This window comes from Cupriavidus sp. SK-3, from assembly GCF_000611145.1.
GTDB lineage: Bacteria > Pseudomonadota > Gammaproteobacteria > Burkholderiales > Burkholderiaceae > Cupriavidus.
Genome location: NZ_JFJV02000186.1, coordinates 1 through 14,673 on the forward strand (window position 1 = coordinate 1; position 14,673 = coordinate 14,673).

General features: G+C 67.0%; 13 protein-coding genes. 6 read left to right on the plus strand and 7 right to left on the minus strand.

The window, feature by feature from the left end; all coding sequences use genetic code 11:
- Positions 1–260 precede the first annotated feature (260 nt).
- From CF70_RS18250 to CF70_RS18275, 6 genes are all read right to left on the minus strand, one after another.
- Positions 261–1,289, minus strand: a complete 1,029-nt coding sequence (locus CF70_RS18250) for a ferredoxin--NADP reductase (RefSeq protein WP_035867567.1) — start codon at positions 1,287–1,289, stop codon at positions 261–263.
- An 11-nt stretch (positions 1,290–1,300) separates the two neighbouring features.
- The gene (locus CF70_RS18255) at positions 1,301–2,068 is read right to left on the minus strand and encodes an SDR family oxidoreductase (RefSeq protein ID WP_035867568.1); all 768 of its coding nucleotides are present in this window, start codon (positions 2,066–2,068) and stop codon (positions 1,301–1,303) included.
- A 157-nt stretch (positions 2,069–2,225) separates the two neighbouring features.
- Complete coding sequence (locus tag CF70_RS18260; RefSeq protein ID WP_035867590.1) at positions 2,226–2,744, minus strand: flavin reductase family protein; 519 nt, start codon at positions 2,742–2,744, stop codon at positions 2,226–2,228.
- Between the two features lie 58 nt (positions 2,745–2,802).
- Complete coding sequence (locus tag CF70_RS18265; RefSeq protein WP_035867570.1) at positions 2,803–4,545, minus strand: FAD-dependent oxidoreductase; 1,743 nt, start codon at positions 4,543–4,545, stop codon at positions 2,803–2,805.
- 19 nt (positions 4,546–4,564) lie between these two features.
- On the minus strand, positions 4,565–5,758 hold the full coding sequence (locus CF70_RS18270) for an acyl-CoA dehydrogenase family protein (protein WP_035867592.1): 1,194 nt from the start codon (positions 5,756–5,758) through the stop codon (positions 4,565–4,567).
- A gap of 121 nt (positions 5,759–5,879) precedes the next feature.
- Entirely contained in the window at positions 5,880–7,031 is a 1,152-nt protein-coding gene (locus tag CF70_RS18275; protein ID WP_035867573.1) for an LLM class flavin-dependent oxidoreductase, read from the minus strand.
- Positions 7,032–7,254: 223 nt separating this feature from the next.
- On the opposite strand from CF70_RS18275, the gene CF70_RS36665 reads away from it, so the two are divergent.
- Together CF70_RS36665 and CF70_RS18280 are read left to right on the plus strand one after the other, a co-directional pair.
- On the plus strand, positions 7,255–7,422 hold the full coding sequence (locus tag CF70_RS36665) for a hypothetical protein (RefSeq protein WP_160172272.1): 168 nt from the start codon (positions 7,255–7,257) through the stop codon (positions 7,420–7,422).
- A 14-nt stretch (positions 7,423–7,436) separates the two neighbouring features.
- Positions 7,437–7,796 carry a VOC family protein gene (locus CF70_RS18280; RefSeq protein WP_035867575.1) on the plus strand — a complete coding sequence of 120 codons (360 nt, stop codon included), beginning with the start codon at positions 7,437–7,439 and terminating at the stop codon, positions 7,794–7,796.
- 3 nt (positions 7,797–7,799) lie between these two features.
- Here CF70_RS18280 and CF70_RS18285 read toward each other — a convergent pair whose 3' ends face one another.
- Positions 7,800–8,987 (minus strand): helix-turn-helix transcriptional regulator, encoded by a 1,188-nt coding sequence (locus CF70_RS18285; protein WP_035867577.1) that lies wholly within the window; start codon positions 8,985–8,987, stop codon positions 7,800–7,802.
- Between the two features lie 349 nt (positions 8,988–9,336).
- Between CF70_RS18285 and CF70_RS18290 the strand changes: the two genes are divergently transcribed.
- The 4 genes from CF70_RS18290 to CF70_RS18310 all read left to right on the plus strand — a co-directional run bounded on the left by CF70_RS18290 (position 9,337) and on the right by CF70_RS18310 (position 14,466).
- Positions 9,337–10,146, plus strand: a complete 810-nt coding sequence (locus CF70_RS18290) for an SDR family NAD(P)-dependent oxidoreductase (RefSeq protein WP_035867579.1) — start codon at positions 9,337–9,339, stop codon at positions 10,144–10,146.
- A 56-nt stretch (positions 10,147–10,202) separates the two neighbouring features.
- A complete protein-coding gene (locus tag CF70_RS18295) occupies positions 10,203–11,141 on the plus strand; it encodes an alpha/beta hydrolase (protein ID WP_035867581.1) in 939 nt (312 codons plus the stop codon).
- Positions 11,138–12,250, plus strand: a complete 1,113-nt coding sequence (locus CF70_RS18300) for a 3,4-dihydroxy-2-butanone-4-phosphate synthase (RefSeq protein ID WP_035867582.1) — start codon at positions 11,138–11,140, stop codon at positions 12,248–12,250. Before CF70_RS18295 ends, CF70_RS18300 begins: the two co-directional genes overlap by 4 nt.
- A 1,044-nt stretch (positions 12,251–13,294) precedes the next feature.
- Positions 13,295–14,466, plus strand: a protein-coding gene (locus CF70_RS18310; protein WP_414629461.1) for an IS3 family transposase whose coding sequence is annotated in 2 segments (ribosomal slippage) — positions 13,295–13,547 and positions 13,547–14,466 — 1,173 coding nt in all. Because the reading frame shifts where the segments join, the coding sequence is not laid out codon by codon here.
- The last annotated feature ends 207 nt before the right edge of the window (positions 14,467–14,673 follow it).

A 14,673-nucleotide genomic window follows, 5' to 3' on the forward strand; every position in this document is an offset into this window, starting at 1 on the left:
AAACCAACACCGCCCAAACAAACAGCGACCAACCCGTTGTGGACCGGGCGCGGTGGTGAACGTCTAGGGCAGATCAAGCCGGTGCCACCGCGCCCGCCTCACCACGAAACCATTGAGGGGCGATATGTCGTGGTGATCCGTGCCGGCAACGTCAGATGGGCCAACGGGCAAGCATTCCGCTACGGAGGCCTCACCGCGCAACCAGCGGTGGCGACGCCGCCCCCCTCAAGGCGGCGTCGATGGTGCCGGTTGCCATCCTCTCAGTCGGGAAACTTCACATGCAGTGCACTGCCGGCCGCGCGGGCCTGGCAAGCCAGCGTCCAGCCGGCCTCCCGGTCGGCGGCATCGAGCACATGGTTCTCGCCCAACGTCGCCTCACCCTGCATCACCTGGCACATGCAAGCCCCGCAAAGGCCGGAACGGCAGGAGTTCGGCGCCACCACGCCGGCGCGCAGCATGGCGTCAAGCACGGTTTCGCCCGCCTGGGCGTCGAGCCGGTGGCGCACACCATCCAGTTCGACCTCCAGCGCGGCCGGAGCGGAAGCAGGCGCAGCCGCTTCCTCGGCTTGCGCTGCGGACGGCGGTGGCGCGCCGAAGCGCTCCACGTGAATCCGCTCGCGTGCCACGCCAAGCGCCTGCAAGGCTGCCTGGGCACCGTCCATAAACGGCCCCGGCCCGCAGATAAAGCAGTCGGCGTGGCCCCACGGCGAGGCAAGTGCTTCAAGCTGGGCCTGCGAGGGCGGCCCCTGCACGCTGTCCAGCCAGTGGATCACACGCAGCCTGTCTGCGTGGCGCGCGGCCAGTTCGCGCAGCGCATCGCGGAAGATCACGCTGCGTTCGTCGCGGTTGGCATAGATCAGCGTAACGTTGCCGCCGCCGTGGCGCAGGGCGGCCTTGGCGATCGACAGCACCGGCGTGATGCCGCTGCCACCAGCGAACAGCAGCAGGTCGCCATCGAGGCTGCGCGGCGTGAACACGCCCGCGGGTGGCATCACGTCAACCGTGTCGCCAGCCCCGAGCCGGTCGCAGATCCAGTTGGATACGCGGCCGCCGCGCACGCGCTTGATGGTCACCCGCAGCGCGCTGTCGACCTGGGGGCTGCTGGACAGCGAGTAGCAGCGCTGCTGCGCGGCGCCTTCCAGCGGCACCTTGAGCGTCAGGAACTGGCCCGGCCGGTAGGCGAAGGTATCGCGCAGTCCGTCTGGCAGCTCGAACACCAGCGAGCTTGCCTCGTCGGTTTCGGCCACCACCTGGGCGATGCGCAGCGGATGGAATTGCGTTTGCGCCATGATGTCCGCGATCAGGATATGCCCATGATGGTCTGCGCATTGTCGATACGCAGCTCGGCGCCGTTGACGAAGCGCGACTCGTCGGAGGCCAGGAACAGCACCAGGTTTGCCACGTCGCCGGGCAGGCACATGCGCTGCATCGGATCTCCGCCCGCCTGCTCGTGGGTGACCGGGGCGTCGGCCGCGCCCTGCATCAGCGCGGCCGTCATCGGCGTCAGGATGCCGTCCGGATGCACGGAGTTGCAGCGGATCTTGTAGCCGCGTTGCTTGCAGTAGGCCGCCACGCTGCGGGTGAGCGCGGCGACCGCGCCCTTGCTGGCGCTATAGGCACAGAACACGCCCATGCCGCCCAGCGCCGCCACCGAAGACATATTCACGATGACCCCGCCGTTCTCCTTCATCGCGCCCACGCCGTACTTGCATCCGAGGAAGTAGCCATCGGCATTGATGCGCATCACGCGCTGCCATTGCTCCAGCGTGGTGTCCTCCACCGAGCCCAGCGCCAGCACCGCGGCGTTGTTGACCAGCACGCCAGGCGTGCCGAAGCGGTCCTGGGTGTGCTTCATGACCTGCTGCCAGCCGGCTTCACTGGCGATATCGTGAGGCACAAAGATGGCGGCGTCGCCGATCTCGCGCGCCACGGCGTGGCCGGCCTCCTCGTTCAGGTCGGTCAGCACCACGCGCGCGCCCTCGCGCGCCAGCAGTAAGGCGTCTTCCCTGCCGACGCCGCTGGCGGCGCCGGTGACGATGGCGATCTTTCCTTCAACTCGGTTGCTCATGGCTTGTCTCTTGGATGTGTTCGTCGATATCTTTATTGCGGCCTGGCCAAAACCGGCCGGCGAGCGGAAGGCCGCTCACGTAGGGATTCGATGCAACGCCGAGCGCCGTGCGCCCGCCCGGGTACAGGCCCGGATCGGCGCGGGCGCCTGGTTCACGTCAGGCCGCCCGCAGGCTGGCCAGCGGCGCCGAGGTGGAGTAGGCGCCGTCCACATAGACCAGCGGCGCCACGTCGCCGGCCAGCCGGACTTCGCGCAGGCGGCCGATAAAGACGGCATGGGTGCCGTAGTCGAAACGGCCGTCCTGTTCGCAGATCAGGTTTGCCTGGGCATCGCGCAGGTAGGGCACGCCCAGCAGGTCGGCCTCCCACTGGCCCGTGGTGAAGCGGTCCTCACCCTTGAGCCGGCCGCTGCAATCGACAGCGATGTCGCGATGATCGGCCGCCAGCAGGTTGACGCAGAAATCCACCCCGGCATTGAGGGCCGGGTAGATCGAGGCATTGCGGTGGATGCAGATCAGCAGCGAGGGCGGATCCGCGGACAGGGAATCGACCGCGGTGACCGACATCGAATAGCGGCGCTCGCCCTCGCGGCAACTGACCACCGCGACCGAGCGCGCCATGCGGCGCATCGCCATCAGCATATCGTCGCGCAGCGACGGGGAAATATTCGGGTTCATCATGCCTCCTGCCTGTGTGATGCGCGGCGCAGTAGCCGCATCGCGCCGCGCCATGGTGTTAATCCGCTTTACCCTGCCCGGTAGCCCCGCCCGCCAGCGCATCGGCGGCGATCAGGCCGAAGGTCATGGCCGGCCCGATGGTGGCGCCCGCGCCCGGATAGCTGGCGCCCATCATCGAGGCGCTGCTATTGCCGATGGCGAACAGCCCGTCAATGGGCGAGCCGTCCTCGCGCAGCACGCGCGCGCTGGCGTCGGTCGCCAGCCCGCCCTTGGTACCGATATCGCCCGCGTCGATGCGCACCGCGTAGAACGGTGCGCGGCCGATCGGCGCCAGGCACGGGTTGGGACGGACCTGGGTGTCGCCGTAGTAGGTATCGAAGACGTTGTCGCCCTTGCCGAAGTCCTCATCCACCCCGCTCGCCGCAAAGCCGTTCATGCGCTCGACGGTGTGCGCCAGGCCGCCGGGGTCGATACCGGCCAGCCGGGCGAGCGCGTCGAGCGAATCGGCGCGCAGCAGGACGTCCGCGAAGGCAGCCGGGATACGGCGGTCCGGCATGACCGAGCCGGGCAGGATCGGCCCGCAGGGATACTTGCGGCGGAAGGTCGCATCGAACACCAGCCACGCCGGCACGCTGCAGCCAGACTGCGCGTGGTCGCGGTACATCGCGGGCACGAACTCGGAGTACGGCGCGGCCTCGTTGACGAAGCGCTTGCCCCGCCCGTTGACGACGATGCAACCGGGCAAGGCCCGCTCGACAAAGATCGCGCGCTGCTTTTCCTCGCCGCTGACCTTCACCGTTGGCGCGCCCCATACATGCGACATCAGCTCCAGCGCCGCGCCCGCACGCTGCGCGGCCTGGATGCCGTCGCCGGTGTTGTGGGGCGGCGTGGCGCTCCACTCTGCCCGGCTGGGGCTCGGCAGATATTGCTCCCGCATGGCCTGGTTCCGCTCGAAGCCGCCCGCGGCCAGGATCACGCCGTGCCGGGCTTCGATGCGTGCCTGCGCGCCATTGCGCCGCGCCAGCACGCCGGTGACGTGCGCCACGCCGTCCTGCTGCTCCAGCAGCAAGTCTTCCAGCGCGGTATCGAGCCACAGCGGAATGCCGCGCGCCATCATGGCATGGCGCAAGCCGCCCACGAGGCTGTTGCCAAGCGTGAGCCGGCGGTCGCGCGCCGTGCGCCGGCGCCAGCCAAGATCCAGCCAGTAGCGCCCGAACTGCCGGGCCGCCACGCCCAGCCAGCCGCGGCTCTTGCTCAGCATGGCGTGGGCCTCGGCGGACGTCACCGCAACCCGGCCCGCGACCAGCGTCCCCGGAGACGGCGGACGCAGTCGCGCGAACTCCTCACCCAGAAGCGCGCCATCGAAAGGCATCGGGTCCAGCGCGCGATATCCGGGCAGCGCACCCGGCAAGCGCTGGAAGTAGTCGGCGTAGAGCGGCAGCGAGTAGTAACGCACCCCGGTGCGCTGCTCCAGATAGGCAAGCATGCGCGGGCCGTGCTCCAGGTAGGCGCGCAGCTTGGCGGGGGTGGAGCGCCCTTCGGTGCACGCTTCGAGATAGGTTAGCGCGGCGTCGTAGTTGTCGCTGCCGCCTGCTTCTTCGATATGGTGGTTGAGCGGGATCCAGATCCCGCCGCCGGACACCGCCGAGGTGCCGCCGTACTGGCCGCTCTTCTCCAGCACCACCACGGACAGGCCGCGATCCGCCGCGCGGCAGGCTGCCAGCATGCCACCCGCGCCGGAACCGACCACCACCACATCAAACACTCCGGTATTGCCTGCCTGCCCTGCGCCCTGGTTCATGTTCCTCTCCACGCCTGCCTCAGATAAAGAAATCGGTGTTGGCACGGCCCATCATCACGCCGCCCAGGTTCTGGCCGAAGCGATCCAGGTTGTTGGCGTAGTGGGCGCGCGCCGCGTGCAGGTCCAGGAAGCGCCGTACCAGCGGATTGCTGACGTAGATGCCATTGCCGCCGGCATAGCGCAACAGGCTGTCGGCGAGTTGCGCGCAACGCTGGGCCACCTGCGACGACTGATAGCGGAAATGCAGGCGGCGCGCGGTATCGAGCTGCTCGCCGCGGTGCGCCGTTGCCATCAGCTCGTCGAAATTGCGGCGCAGGATGGTGCGCATCTCGTCGATGCCGGCCGCCGCGTTGGCGCAGGCGAGTTGGGCGCCGCCGTCCTCGGCCGTCCTGCCGCCACTGTTGGCGCTGACCCGGCCGTCGGCATAGGCAACGAAATCGTCGAGTCCGCCTTCCAGCGCGCCGATGCAGGCCGTGCAGACGGCACGCACAAAGATCTGGGCGAACGGCAACTGGTACAGCGGCGCCTTGTTGAGGGACAAGCCCGGGCTGGTGCCCATGGCGCCGTCGATGGCGCTGTGGGTCCGGTAGGCCGGCACGAACACGTCGTCCACCACGATGTCGTGGCTGCCGGTGGCGCGCAGGCCCAGCACATCCCAGTTGCGCACGATGGTGTAGTCGCTGCGCGGCAGCAGGAAGGTCCGGTACTCGGGCGCGGCGCCAGCCTGCTGCGGCGGCACCAGGCCGCCGAGGAAGATCCAGTCGCACAGTTCGCTGCCGCTGGAGAACTTCCAGTGCCCGGACAAACGGAATCCGCCGTCCACCGGCACCACCTTGCCCACCGGCATATACGTCGAGGCAATCAGGGTGGCGTTGTCGGTGCCCCAGACGTCCTGCTGCGCGCGGTCGTCGAACAAGGCAAGCTGCCAGTTGTGCACGCCTACCACGCCATAGACCCACGCGGTGGACATACAGCCCTTGGCGAGGGCCATCTGGATGTCGAAGAAGGTCTGCGGATCCAGTTCATAGCCGCCGTAGCGGCGCGGCTGCAAGACCTTGAATAAGCCCGCGGCCTGCATGTCGGCCACGGTTTCGGCCGGGATGCGCGATTGCGCCTCGGCCTGGCCGGCGCGCTGCGCCAGCACCGGGATCATTTCGTGCGCGCGGCCGATCAGTTCGGCCGCCAGTCCTTCGGGGTAGTTGTCTCGATGCACCGCCATCTCCTCTTGCCGGCCACCGGGCCGGTCTTGTCGTGCCTTCATGCTGGCATCGCCGCTGCCCCGCGCCATCGTCCGAGGGGACTAGTCGCGCAGCGGCGATGGTCCGATGGCTCGCTCAGGCGAGCGCGCGCAGCTTGCGGCCCTGGGCGCGGAAGTGCGGGATCACGTGCTCGCCGATATTGCGGATGGTTTCAAGCTGGGCCCATTGCGGCACCGTGCCCATCTGGCAGATGAACAGGATCTCGTCGGCGCCGGCGTCGATCAGGCGCTGCACATAGCCGATGCAGTCCTCCACCGTGCCGTAGGCATGATTGGGGTTGAGCATCATCATCGACGGATCGCTGAAATCCACCGTGACCTTCTCCGAGGCGAAGCTGGTCTTGATCACGGCCTTGCCCTGCGCGTCCCGCTCGGTGACGTTCTCCGCGTCCCATGCATCGGGATTGGGACGCTCGCCGCCGGAGTACCAGTACGCCAGCGACTCCATGAAATAGCGCTGCCCCTTGATGCCAATCTTGCGCGCGGCCTTGCCGTCTTCCAGCACGATGGTCGGACACAGGGCGGCAAGATGCTGGTGAGGACGGAAACCAACCTGGTCCTCCGCCTGGCGCGTCTCGTAGGCTTCGCGATAGATTGCGTTCTTCTTTGCCACATCTTCCGGGCCACCAAAGCCAAGCACCAGCGCGCCCATGCCGCGCGCGCCGGCACGCTTGAGCGTATCGGCGTTGGTGCAGGCCAGATACATCAGCGGGTGCGGGTCCTGGCGTGGCTTGGGATGGATGGGGCGGCGCGGAATCTTGATGAATTCGCCATCGTGCTCGATCTCGTCCTGGGTCAGGATCTTCGGGATCAGGTACATCGCCTCGTCGATCATCGGGTGCAGGGTTTCGAGGTCGTAGCCAAAGGTGCCCGCCTCCTGCTGCGTACCGCCCTTACCTACGCCAAAATGCACGCGCCCGCCGGAGAGAATGTCGAGCGTGGCCACGCGCTCGGCCACCTTGACCGGATGATTCATCGCCGGCGGCAGGCAGACCACGCCGTGGCCGATGCCGATGCGGCGCGTGCGCCCGGCCACGAAGGCCAGGAAGGTCTCCGGCGCGCTCATGTGCGCGTAGTTGGTCAGCGCCGTGTGCTCCACCGCCCAGACGACATCGAAACCCATGTCCTCGGCGAGTTCCACCTGCTCCATGATTTCGTCGAACACCTTGTGGTCGCCGGCGCGCGACGCGTCGACAGTCTGCGCTTCGTAGATCAGCGAGAATCGCATTGCAGTCCCCTTCCTTTGCATTTGGTTTCCAGGCCATCGGCCGGCAGCACCGCCGCGTTCTCGTGGCGGGCGGCGCCATCGCCGGCACCGTCATTGCTGGCCTGCGTGAGCGCAGTGTGAGCGGCCGGGGAAAGTGCGGCATCGTCTGATTGGATTATGCGCAGCGGCACCGTATCCCTATCATGTCCGGGACCACTCACCACATGCACATGGATACGCCGTCATGAAGATTCCTCCGCTGATTCCTCCACCGACTCCTCCGCTTCGCCAGACACTGCTGGCTGCCCTGCGGACAAGCACCGTCGCGCCCGCCATCCTGCTGTCCGGCGACGACGGCTATCCGTCGCCCAGACTCCGTGCCGTGTGCCGCCAGGCGGCGGCAGCCCGCTGACAAGGAGCGCCAGCATGCAATCGAACCTCTTGCTTTACCCGGTGGACGATATCGATGCCGCGCTGCCGTTCTTCGAGCAAGGCCTGGGCCTGGCGGTGAAGTTTCGCGATGGCGGGCGCTATTGCGCGCTTGACGCCGGCCCCATCACGCTGGCGCTGGTGGCCGGCGAGGAGCGGCTTGTCTCCCAGCCCGCCCTGGCGTTCCGGCTCGAGGCCGGCGCGGATATCGCCGCGGCGATCGAGCGCCTTCTGGCGGGCGGCGCGCGCATCGCGCAGCCGCTTGCCAGCGGCCCGCACGAGCTGCGCGCGGTGCTGACCACACCGCAGGGATTCCCGCTGGTGGTCACCGCCAAGGCCGCCAAGCCGGCGGGCTAGTGCTCAGCCGAGCGCCAGCACGCTGCTGAGCAGCATGCGCACCAGCGTGGCCTGCCGGGTCGCGCCGGTCTTGGAGAAGATGGCGCGCAGGTGGGCGCGCGCCGTATTTTTGCTGATACCGAGCTCCTCGGACGCTTCCTCCAGCGCGAGGCCGTTGGCCAGCTGCAGTGCGAGCTGGGTTTCCGCCGGCGTGAGATCGAACAGCTTGCGCATCAGCTCGTGCGAGGCCTGCGACTTGCGCTCCGGGTCGCGGATGAAGATCACGCACGCAGGCCGTCGCTTATTGTCTTCCGACCACGCGCCCAGCGGAATCGTGCGGATCAGCACGCCCAGCTTCGCGTTGCCCGAAGGCCGCGTGATCGACATCGCTTCCATCACCGCCGGAGCCGCGCCGACATGGCCCGTGATGGCCTGGCGCAGCAGGCGCTGGAACTGGCGGTTCTCCTGCGTGTACTCGACATCCAGCGATCCCTTGGCATTACGGATGCCGTCCTTGTCGGCAAGGATCTCGTCCGCGGCCGAATTGGTCCGCATGATGGCACCGGTCTCGTCGAGTATCGCCATGCCGACCAGCATGCGGTCGATGGCGCTGGCGTACAGGGTGCGCTCCGACTCCACCACATCCATGCGCGAGTGCAGATCCACCGCGTGCCGCAGGTGCGGCAGCAGCGTCGCGCAAATGGCTTTATCCGCCGCCGAGAAGTCAGGCGCCTCGGCGTTGCGGCAGACGCGGAAGCGGCATTCCACGCCTTCGTCGGTGCGGATGTCCGCGCCTAGCAGATAGCGAATGCCGAGCGGCTTCAGGAACTGCTGGTACAGGTCGCTCTTGCACCACGCGCTGGTGCCAAGCTGCTCGTCGATCGTCACCACCCGGTCGGCAGGCAGGCCAACGAAGGGGTCCAGCGCATAGTAGTAGTTGTTGTACTCAGCCTCGCCGGGCAAGGCCGTGCCGCCCTCTTCGCTGGCGTTCACCATCAGGCCTGGCCGGTCGCTGGCGGGCGAGCGCAGGATCAGCGTGACGTAATTCGCACGCAGGTGGGTGCGGATGAGTTCCAGCGCCTTGCTCCATGGCACCTGCTCCAGGGCGCCCTGGTAGATCTTGCCAAGCAGCGTGCTGAAATCCGTCAGCGAGAGCGACACCGGCGCCTGGCAAGGCGCCGCTTCCTGACTGTGGCTTGCCTCCATCAACATACCTCTTTGTCTCCCGTTATCCACGCCTGGCTCTGCGGCCGGCGTTCGCCATGACAGCCGCTCCATGGCGCAATGTGATGCCGCCGTGGTCTCGCGTTACGCGGCGTTGCCAGTGCTTGTTCTTGCACCCGCTTTTCCGCTTGCGGACAGGTCAGACCTTACCCTCCTGGCGCGCGCTCACATACCGCAAACGGACTAGGCAACACCCCTCTCGGGACAATCCCTGAGCCTTGCCGACGCCTGGCTCCTCACTCAAACAGACGATGCGAAGGCCCGGCCGCGCCGGTAGAAATGGGCGGACGCAATCCTGCGCGCCATCCCTTCCAACCACTTCGCGAGGAGACCTGCCATGGCGGCAAACGAGACCGGAAAGACCGCAGTGATCACTGGCGCCGGCGGCGGCATAGGCCGGGCCCTGGCCCACGCGCTCGCCGCGCAGGGTGTGGCGCTGGTGCTGGCGGACAAGGATGCCGATGCGCTGCTGCGCGTGCACGGCGAACTGGCACACCACCGGCAAACGATCGAAGTACAGCAAACCGACGTGGCGCAGGCTGCCCAGGTCGAGCAGCTCTGCGCGCGCAGCTTCGCACTGCTGGGCCGGGTCGACCTGCTCTTCAACAATGCCGGCGTGCTGGCGACCGGCGCCTGCTGGGAACTGGATACCGCCGTGTTCGAGCGCGTGCTGAATGTCAACCTGTGGAGCGTCATCCACAGCTTGCGCGTCTTCGTGCCTCGCATGGCGGCGCAAGGCAGCGGGCACATCGTCAACATCGCCTCGATGGCGGGTCTTGCCGTGGGCCCCTGGCTTGCGCCCTATACCGTGTCCAAGCAGGGCGTGGTGGCGTTGAGCGAAGGGCTGGCGATGGAGCTGCAGGCGGCGGGCCTGCCGCTCAAGGTATCGGTGGCATGCCCGGGCCCGGTGGCCACCGGCATTGCGCTCGACCTGCCGGCCGGCGCGCAAGACAGCGTCGGAGGCATGAACGAGGCGCTACAGGCGAGTATCGCGCAGGGCATGCCGGCGGCAACCATGGCCAGGCACATCCTCGACGGCGTGTCCGCCGGCGACTTCTGGATCCTGCCGCACGCCGAAGCCGTCGCCGCCGCGCAAGCGCGCGCCAATGGCATCGCCAGCGGCAAGGCGCCGGCCTTCGCCTTCTGAAGCGCCTGTCTGGCCAGCACCGCTGCACATCCTCCCGTCCGCATAAGGAAAAACCAATGCAATTCGACCCGCAAGTCCGTGCCCTGCTCGACGCCATGGCGCAGTTCCCGCCACTCGACTTCACCACCATCACACCGCAGGCCTACCGGGCCGTGCTGGCCGCGCACCCCGCGTTCACGCCGGGCGATGCGGTCGCGGAAGAACGCGAGCTGAGCGTGGCCGGCGCTGCCGGCCCCTTGCCCGCCCGCCTCTACCGGCCGTACGGCAATGGGCCCTGGCCGCTCACGGTGTTCTTCCACGGCGGCGGCTTCGTCACCTGCGGAATCGAAACGCATCACAACATCTGCCGCTCGCTGGCGAACCGCGCGGGCACCCTGGTGCTGTCGGTCGGCTACCGGCTAGCGCCGGAGGCATGCTTTCCCGCGGCCGCCGACGATGCCTGCGCGGCACTGCGCTGGAGTGCCGCGAACGCCGCCGAACTGGGCGCGCTGCCGGACAGGCTGGCTGTCGCCGGCGACAGCGCGGGCGGCAACCTGGCTGCGGTTGCGTGCCAGCAATTGCGTGGCAGCGTGGCGCTGCGCCACCAGTTGCTGCTTTACCCCTACCTGGATTGCGCGGATGAATCCGGCAGCTGGCGCACCTTCTCGCAGGGCTGCTTCCTGACCGGGGACATGCTGCGCTGGTATGCCCGCCACTATCTCCCCGACCCGCGCCATGCCGCCGATGTGCGCGCCAGCCCGCTGCGCCAGCGCGAACTGGCGGGCGTGGCGCCGGCCACCATCATCACCGCCGAATGCGACCCCCTGCGCGATCAGGGCGAGGCCTACGGCGCCGCCATGCAGCATGCCGGCGTGGCTGCCGCCATCCATCGCTGGCCTGGGCAGATTCACGGCTTCATGAGCATGCAAGGCGTGCTTGAGGCGGCCGACGCCGCACTCGACCTGGCGGCGGCCGCCTTGCGCACCGCCTTTGCCGACGAGCGGGAGGCGGCATGAGCGCCACACCGATCGGCGACGTGCTGCGCGCCATCGCTACCGGTCAGCGGGTCGTGGTCATCGAGGATGACACCGCGCAAGCCAGCGGCTGCGTGCTGGTTGCGGCGGACAAGGTCAGCGAGTCCGACGTCAATTTCATGGCGGCGCACGCGCGCGGCCTGGTCTGCCTGGCCATCACCGAATCCAGGCGGCGGCGGTTGAGCTTGCCGATGATGGCGGGAGGAGACAGGCAGCGCGAGCCGTTCACCGTGTCGATCGAAGCGGTGGAAGGCGTCTCCACCGGCATCTCCGCCGCCGACCGTGCGCTGACGATGCGCGTGGCCAGCGCCGCGCATGCAAGCGCCGGCCACCTGGTCCAGCCGGGCCACGTCTTTCCCATCGTGGCGCAACCCGACGGCGTGCTGCGCCGCGCCGGCTTTGCCGAAGCCTGCTCGGACCTGCCAAGACTAGCGGGGCGCGAGGCCGCGGGCGCCTACACGGTGTTGCTGGACGATGCCGGCGAGTTGCTGCGCGGCGCCGCGCTGCTGGCCTTCGCCCGCGAGCACGGCCTGATGGTCTGCGCGATCAGCGACCTGATCCATCATCGCCTGCTGGTGGAGGGCGCGGTGCGCCGCAGCCAGAGCAGCCGGCTGGCCACGCCCTACGGCGAGTTCGCCGTGCATGCGTACTACGACGAACCCATCGACGCCGTGCATCTGGCGCTGGTGCTGGGCCTGCCGGAGCCTGGCAAGCCAGTGCTGACGCGCGTGCAGACGGTGGAGACCTTGCGCGATGTGCTCGCATTCGAGTCAGCGCAAACCCCGGCGGCGCACGCGCCAGGCTGGAACCTGGCGCGCTCGCTGGCGCGCATCGGCGCGGAGGGTTGCGGCATCCTGGTCTTGCTGGCCGAGCGCGAGCCGCCGCAGCGGCTGCTTGAACAGGTCTCGCGCCTGGGCCAAGCCGGGGAACAGCCCAAGCCGCCATCGTTCGCGCAGCGGGCCCTGGGCGTGGGGGCGCAGATCCTGCGGGACCAGGGTGCGCGCAAGCTGCGGCTGTTGAGCCAGCCGGTGCCCTATCGCAATATCGCGGGCTTCGAACTGGAGGTTGCAGAGTTCGTGCCGCCGGGATGAGCGAGTGCGGATTCGCACGAAGCGTACGGGCAATACCCGGGGTAGAGTCAATGAATCATGCATTCCCGAAATACCGCAAACAGGAGATGCAGATAAAGCAGATGCTATTGCAAGTCTTGCCAATGGCGGCAGTGATATTGGCCCGAGCCGGGCAATGGCTTTGTGCTCTTGTTCCGGCTCTTCTCGCCTTCCGAACAGTTCTACGCCGGCAAGTGGCAACTGGGTGATGTCACGGAACTTGCACGTTAACCCAGCACTTCGCCTGGGTCTCTGACGGAGTGCGCGCCGCCGGGCTGAGCCAGCGCGGCGATCTCCCGGCCCAGGCGCCTGCCTGCACCGCCTCGCGCTCGCCCACGCCATCCGGCAACCACAACACAAGATGAAACCCGGCGTGCTCCCCGCTGACACGCAAACGCACCCAGCACCGCGCGCAGTTCCGCCAGCACGATATCGCGGCGGCGCAGGTACACGCTCCGGGAAACGCGCAGGTGGCGAGACTGCGCACCGGAGCGGATAAAGGACGCCAGCGCTAGCTGCTCAACCAGGCGTTTCTATTGATGTTGGCGGCCATGGGTATCGAGTTGGATGTGGTGGTTATTTGGGAGGAGAAGTTGTAGCGTTTGCGGCTTGTTTGGGCGGCGTTGGTTGTTGGACCCAAGGGCGACGAGAAGAAAGCCGACCCTGCCGGGGGCAGAGCAATCAGGCTTATGTGGGGCCGGTGGTTGCGTCGTACGGCCCTGAGCGTTGGCTGGCGTGTTCTACCGGCTTGAAGGCCAGCGCAATGGCATGACCCATGGGTTTCGTGGTGCAGCCCCTGACCTCGTGCGCGGTGAGCGTTCGGCCATCTGCCGTTCGCGGTGCCGAGCGCCGCGACACTGCCTGACTTACTGGTTTCGTGGTTTTGTCTCTAACGGTGGCCGCCCGGCCATTTGATGCCCTGCCCTGCCGGCGCGAGCGGCACCTTGCTATCAATCCCTGAGGTTCCCCCGAAATTTCGCCTACCAAGAGGTGAGGTATAACCTCAACCAGTTGGAAGGAAGCTAAATGCGAAAGATACCGAAACAGGAATTCACGGCGGAGTTCAAGGAACAGGCCGTCAGGCAACTGCGTGCCGGGAAGACGACAGGAGAACTGGCTGCCGAATTGGGCGTGTCTGATCAGACACTGCGCAACTGGCGCAAGGCCGCCGAGGCGGGCAAGCTCCATGGGGCCGGTGCCAAGCCTGTGACTGCTGAACAGATGGAGCTGTCGCGCCTGCGCGCGGAGAACAAGCGCCTGGCAATGGAGCTTGAAATAGCAAAAAAGGCAGCGGCGTACTTCGCGAGGGACCTTCTGTGAAGTACGCCTGGATCGAGCAGGAACGCGCCACATATCCGCTGGCGATTCTCTGTGGTGTCCTGACAGTCAGTGTGAACGGCTATCGGGCCTGGAAGCGCGGCGGCACACCGTCGCGCAAACGCCTGACCGATACGCAAATGATGACGTTGATCCGCGCGATCCATGCCCAACTCAAAGGCGCGTATGGATCGCCACGCATGCTCCGGGAAATCCGTGCGCGAGGCTTCCCAGCCTCCAAGGAACGGGTCGAGCGGCTGATGCGCGAGAACGGCATTCGTGCCCGGCACAAGCGACGCTGGCGGGCAACGACGAATTCCAGGCACTCACTGCCGATCGCGCCGAATCGACTGGAGCGCAACTTCTCGCCAGCAGCGCCAAATCAGGTTTGGACGGCGGATATGACCTACATCTGGACCGACGAAGGCTGGCTGTATCTGGCCATCGTGCTTGACCTGTTCAACCGCGAAGTGGTTGGCTGGTCGATTCGGCCCCGGATGACGGCAGATATCGTGACGGATGCGCTGGCGATGGCTTGGTTCCGCCGCAAGCCCGCATCGGGATTGATTCACCACTCGGACCGAGGCAGCCAATATGCTAGCCAGGCCTTCCAGGCCAAGCTGGCGGATTACGGCATGGTCTGCTCGATGAGTCGCAAAGCGAACTGCTGGGACAACGCCCCGAGCGAGAGCTTCTTCAACAGCCTGAAAAACGAGCGGGTGCATGGCCAGCGTTACGCCACGCACGAGCAAGCCAAAGACGATCTCTTTGACTACATCGAGATCTTTTACAATCGGAGCCGTAGGCACTCCACGCTCGGCTATGTGTCCCCGGCGCAGTACCTCAGGGACTGGGAACACCCACGGGGCATGGCGGCTTGACCCCCTTACCCTTGGAAGGCGAAAAACAAAGGGAACCTCACCCCTCGCGGGATCTGGTGGTTATTGGGGAGGAGAAGTTGTAGCGCTTTGCGGCTTGTTTGGGCGGCGTTGGTTGTTGGACCCAAGGGCGTACGACATCCCCCTGCTGGGGTGGTCGCTGTTTGTTTGAGCGGCGATGGTTTTTGCACCCAAAAGAATACGACATCC

Coding starts and splice junctions, on each gene's coding strand:
- CF70_RS18255 (WP_035867568.1), bottom strand. CDS start 2,068: ATGAGCAACCGAGTTGAAGGAAAGATCGCCATCGTCACCGGCGCCGCC.
- CF70_RS18275 (WP_035867573.1), bottom strand. CDS start 7,031: ATGCGATTCTCGCTGATCTACGAAGCGCAGACTGTCGACGCGTCGCGC.
- CF70_RS18260 (WP_035867590.1), bottom strand. CDS start 2,744: ATGAACCCGAATATTTCCCCGTCGCTGCGCGACGATATGCTGATGGCG.
- CF70_RS18250 (WP_035867567.1), bottom strand. CDS start 1,289: ATGGCGCAAACGCAATTCCATCCGCTGCGCATCGCCCAGGTGGTGGCC.
- CF70_RS18265 (WP_035867570.1), bottom strand. CDS start 4,545: ATGAACCAGGGCGCAGGGCAGGCAGGCAATACCGGAGTGTTTGATGTG.
- CF70_RS18285 (WP_035867577.1), bottom strand. CDS start 8,987: ATGTTGATGGAGGCAAGCCACAGTCAGGAAGCGGCGCCTTGCCAGGCG.
- CF70_RS18300 (WP_035867582.1), top strand. CDS start 11,138: ATGAGCGCCACACCGATCGGCGACGTGCTGCGCGCCATCGCTACCGGT.
- CF70_RS36665 (WP_160172272.1), top strand. CDS start 7,255: ATGAAGATTCCTCCGCTGATTCCTCCACCGACTCCTCCGCTTCGCCAG.
- CF70_RS18290 (WP_035867579.1), top strand. CDS start 9,337: ATGGCGGCAAACGAGACCGGAAAGACCGCAGTGATCACTGGCGCCGGC.
- CF70_RS18280 (WP_035867575.1), top strand. CDS start 7,437: ATGCAATCGAACCTCTTGCTTTACCCGGTGGACGATATCGATGCCGCG.
- CF70_RS18295 (WP_035867581.1), top strand. CDS start 10,203: ATGCAATTCGACCCGCAAGTCCGTGCCCTGCTCGACGCCATGGCGCAG.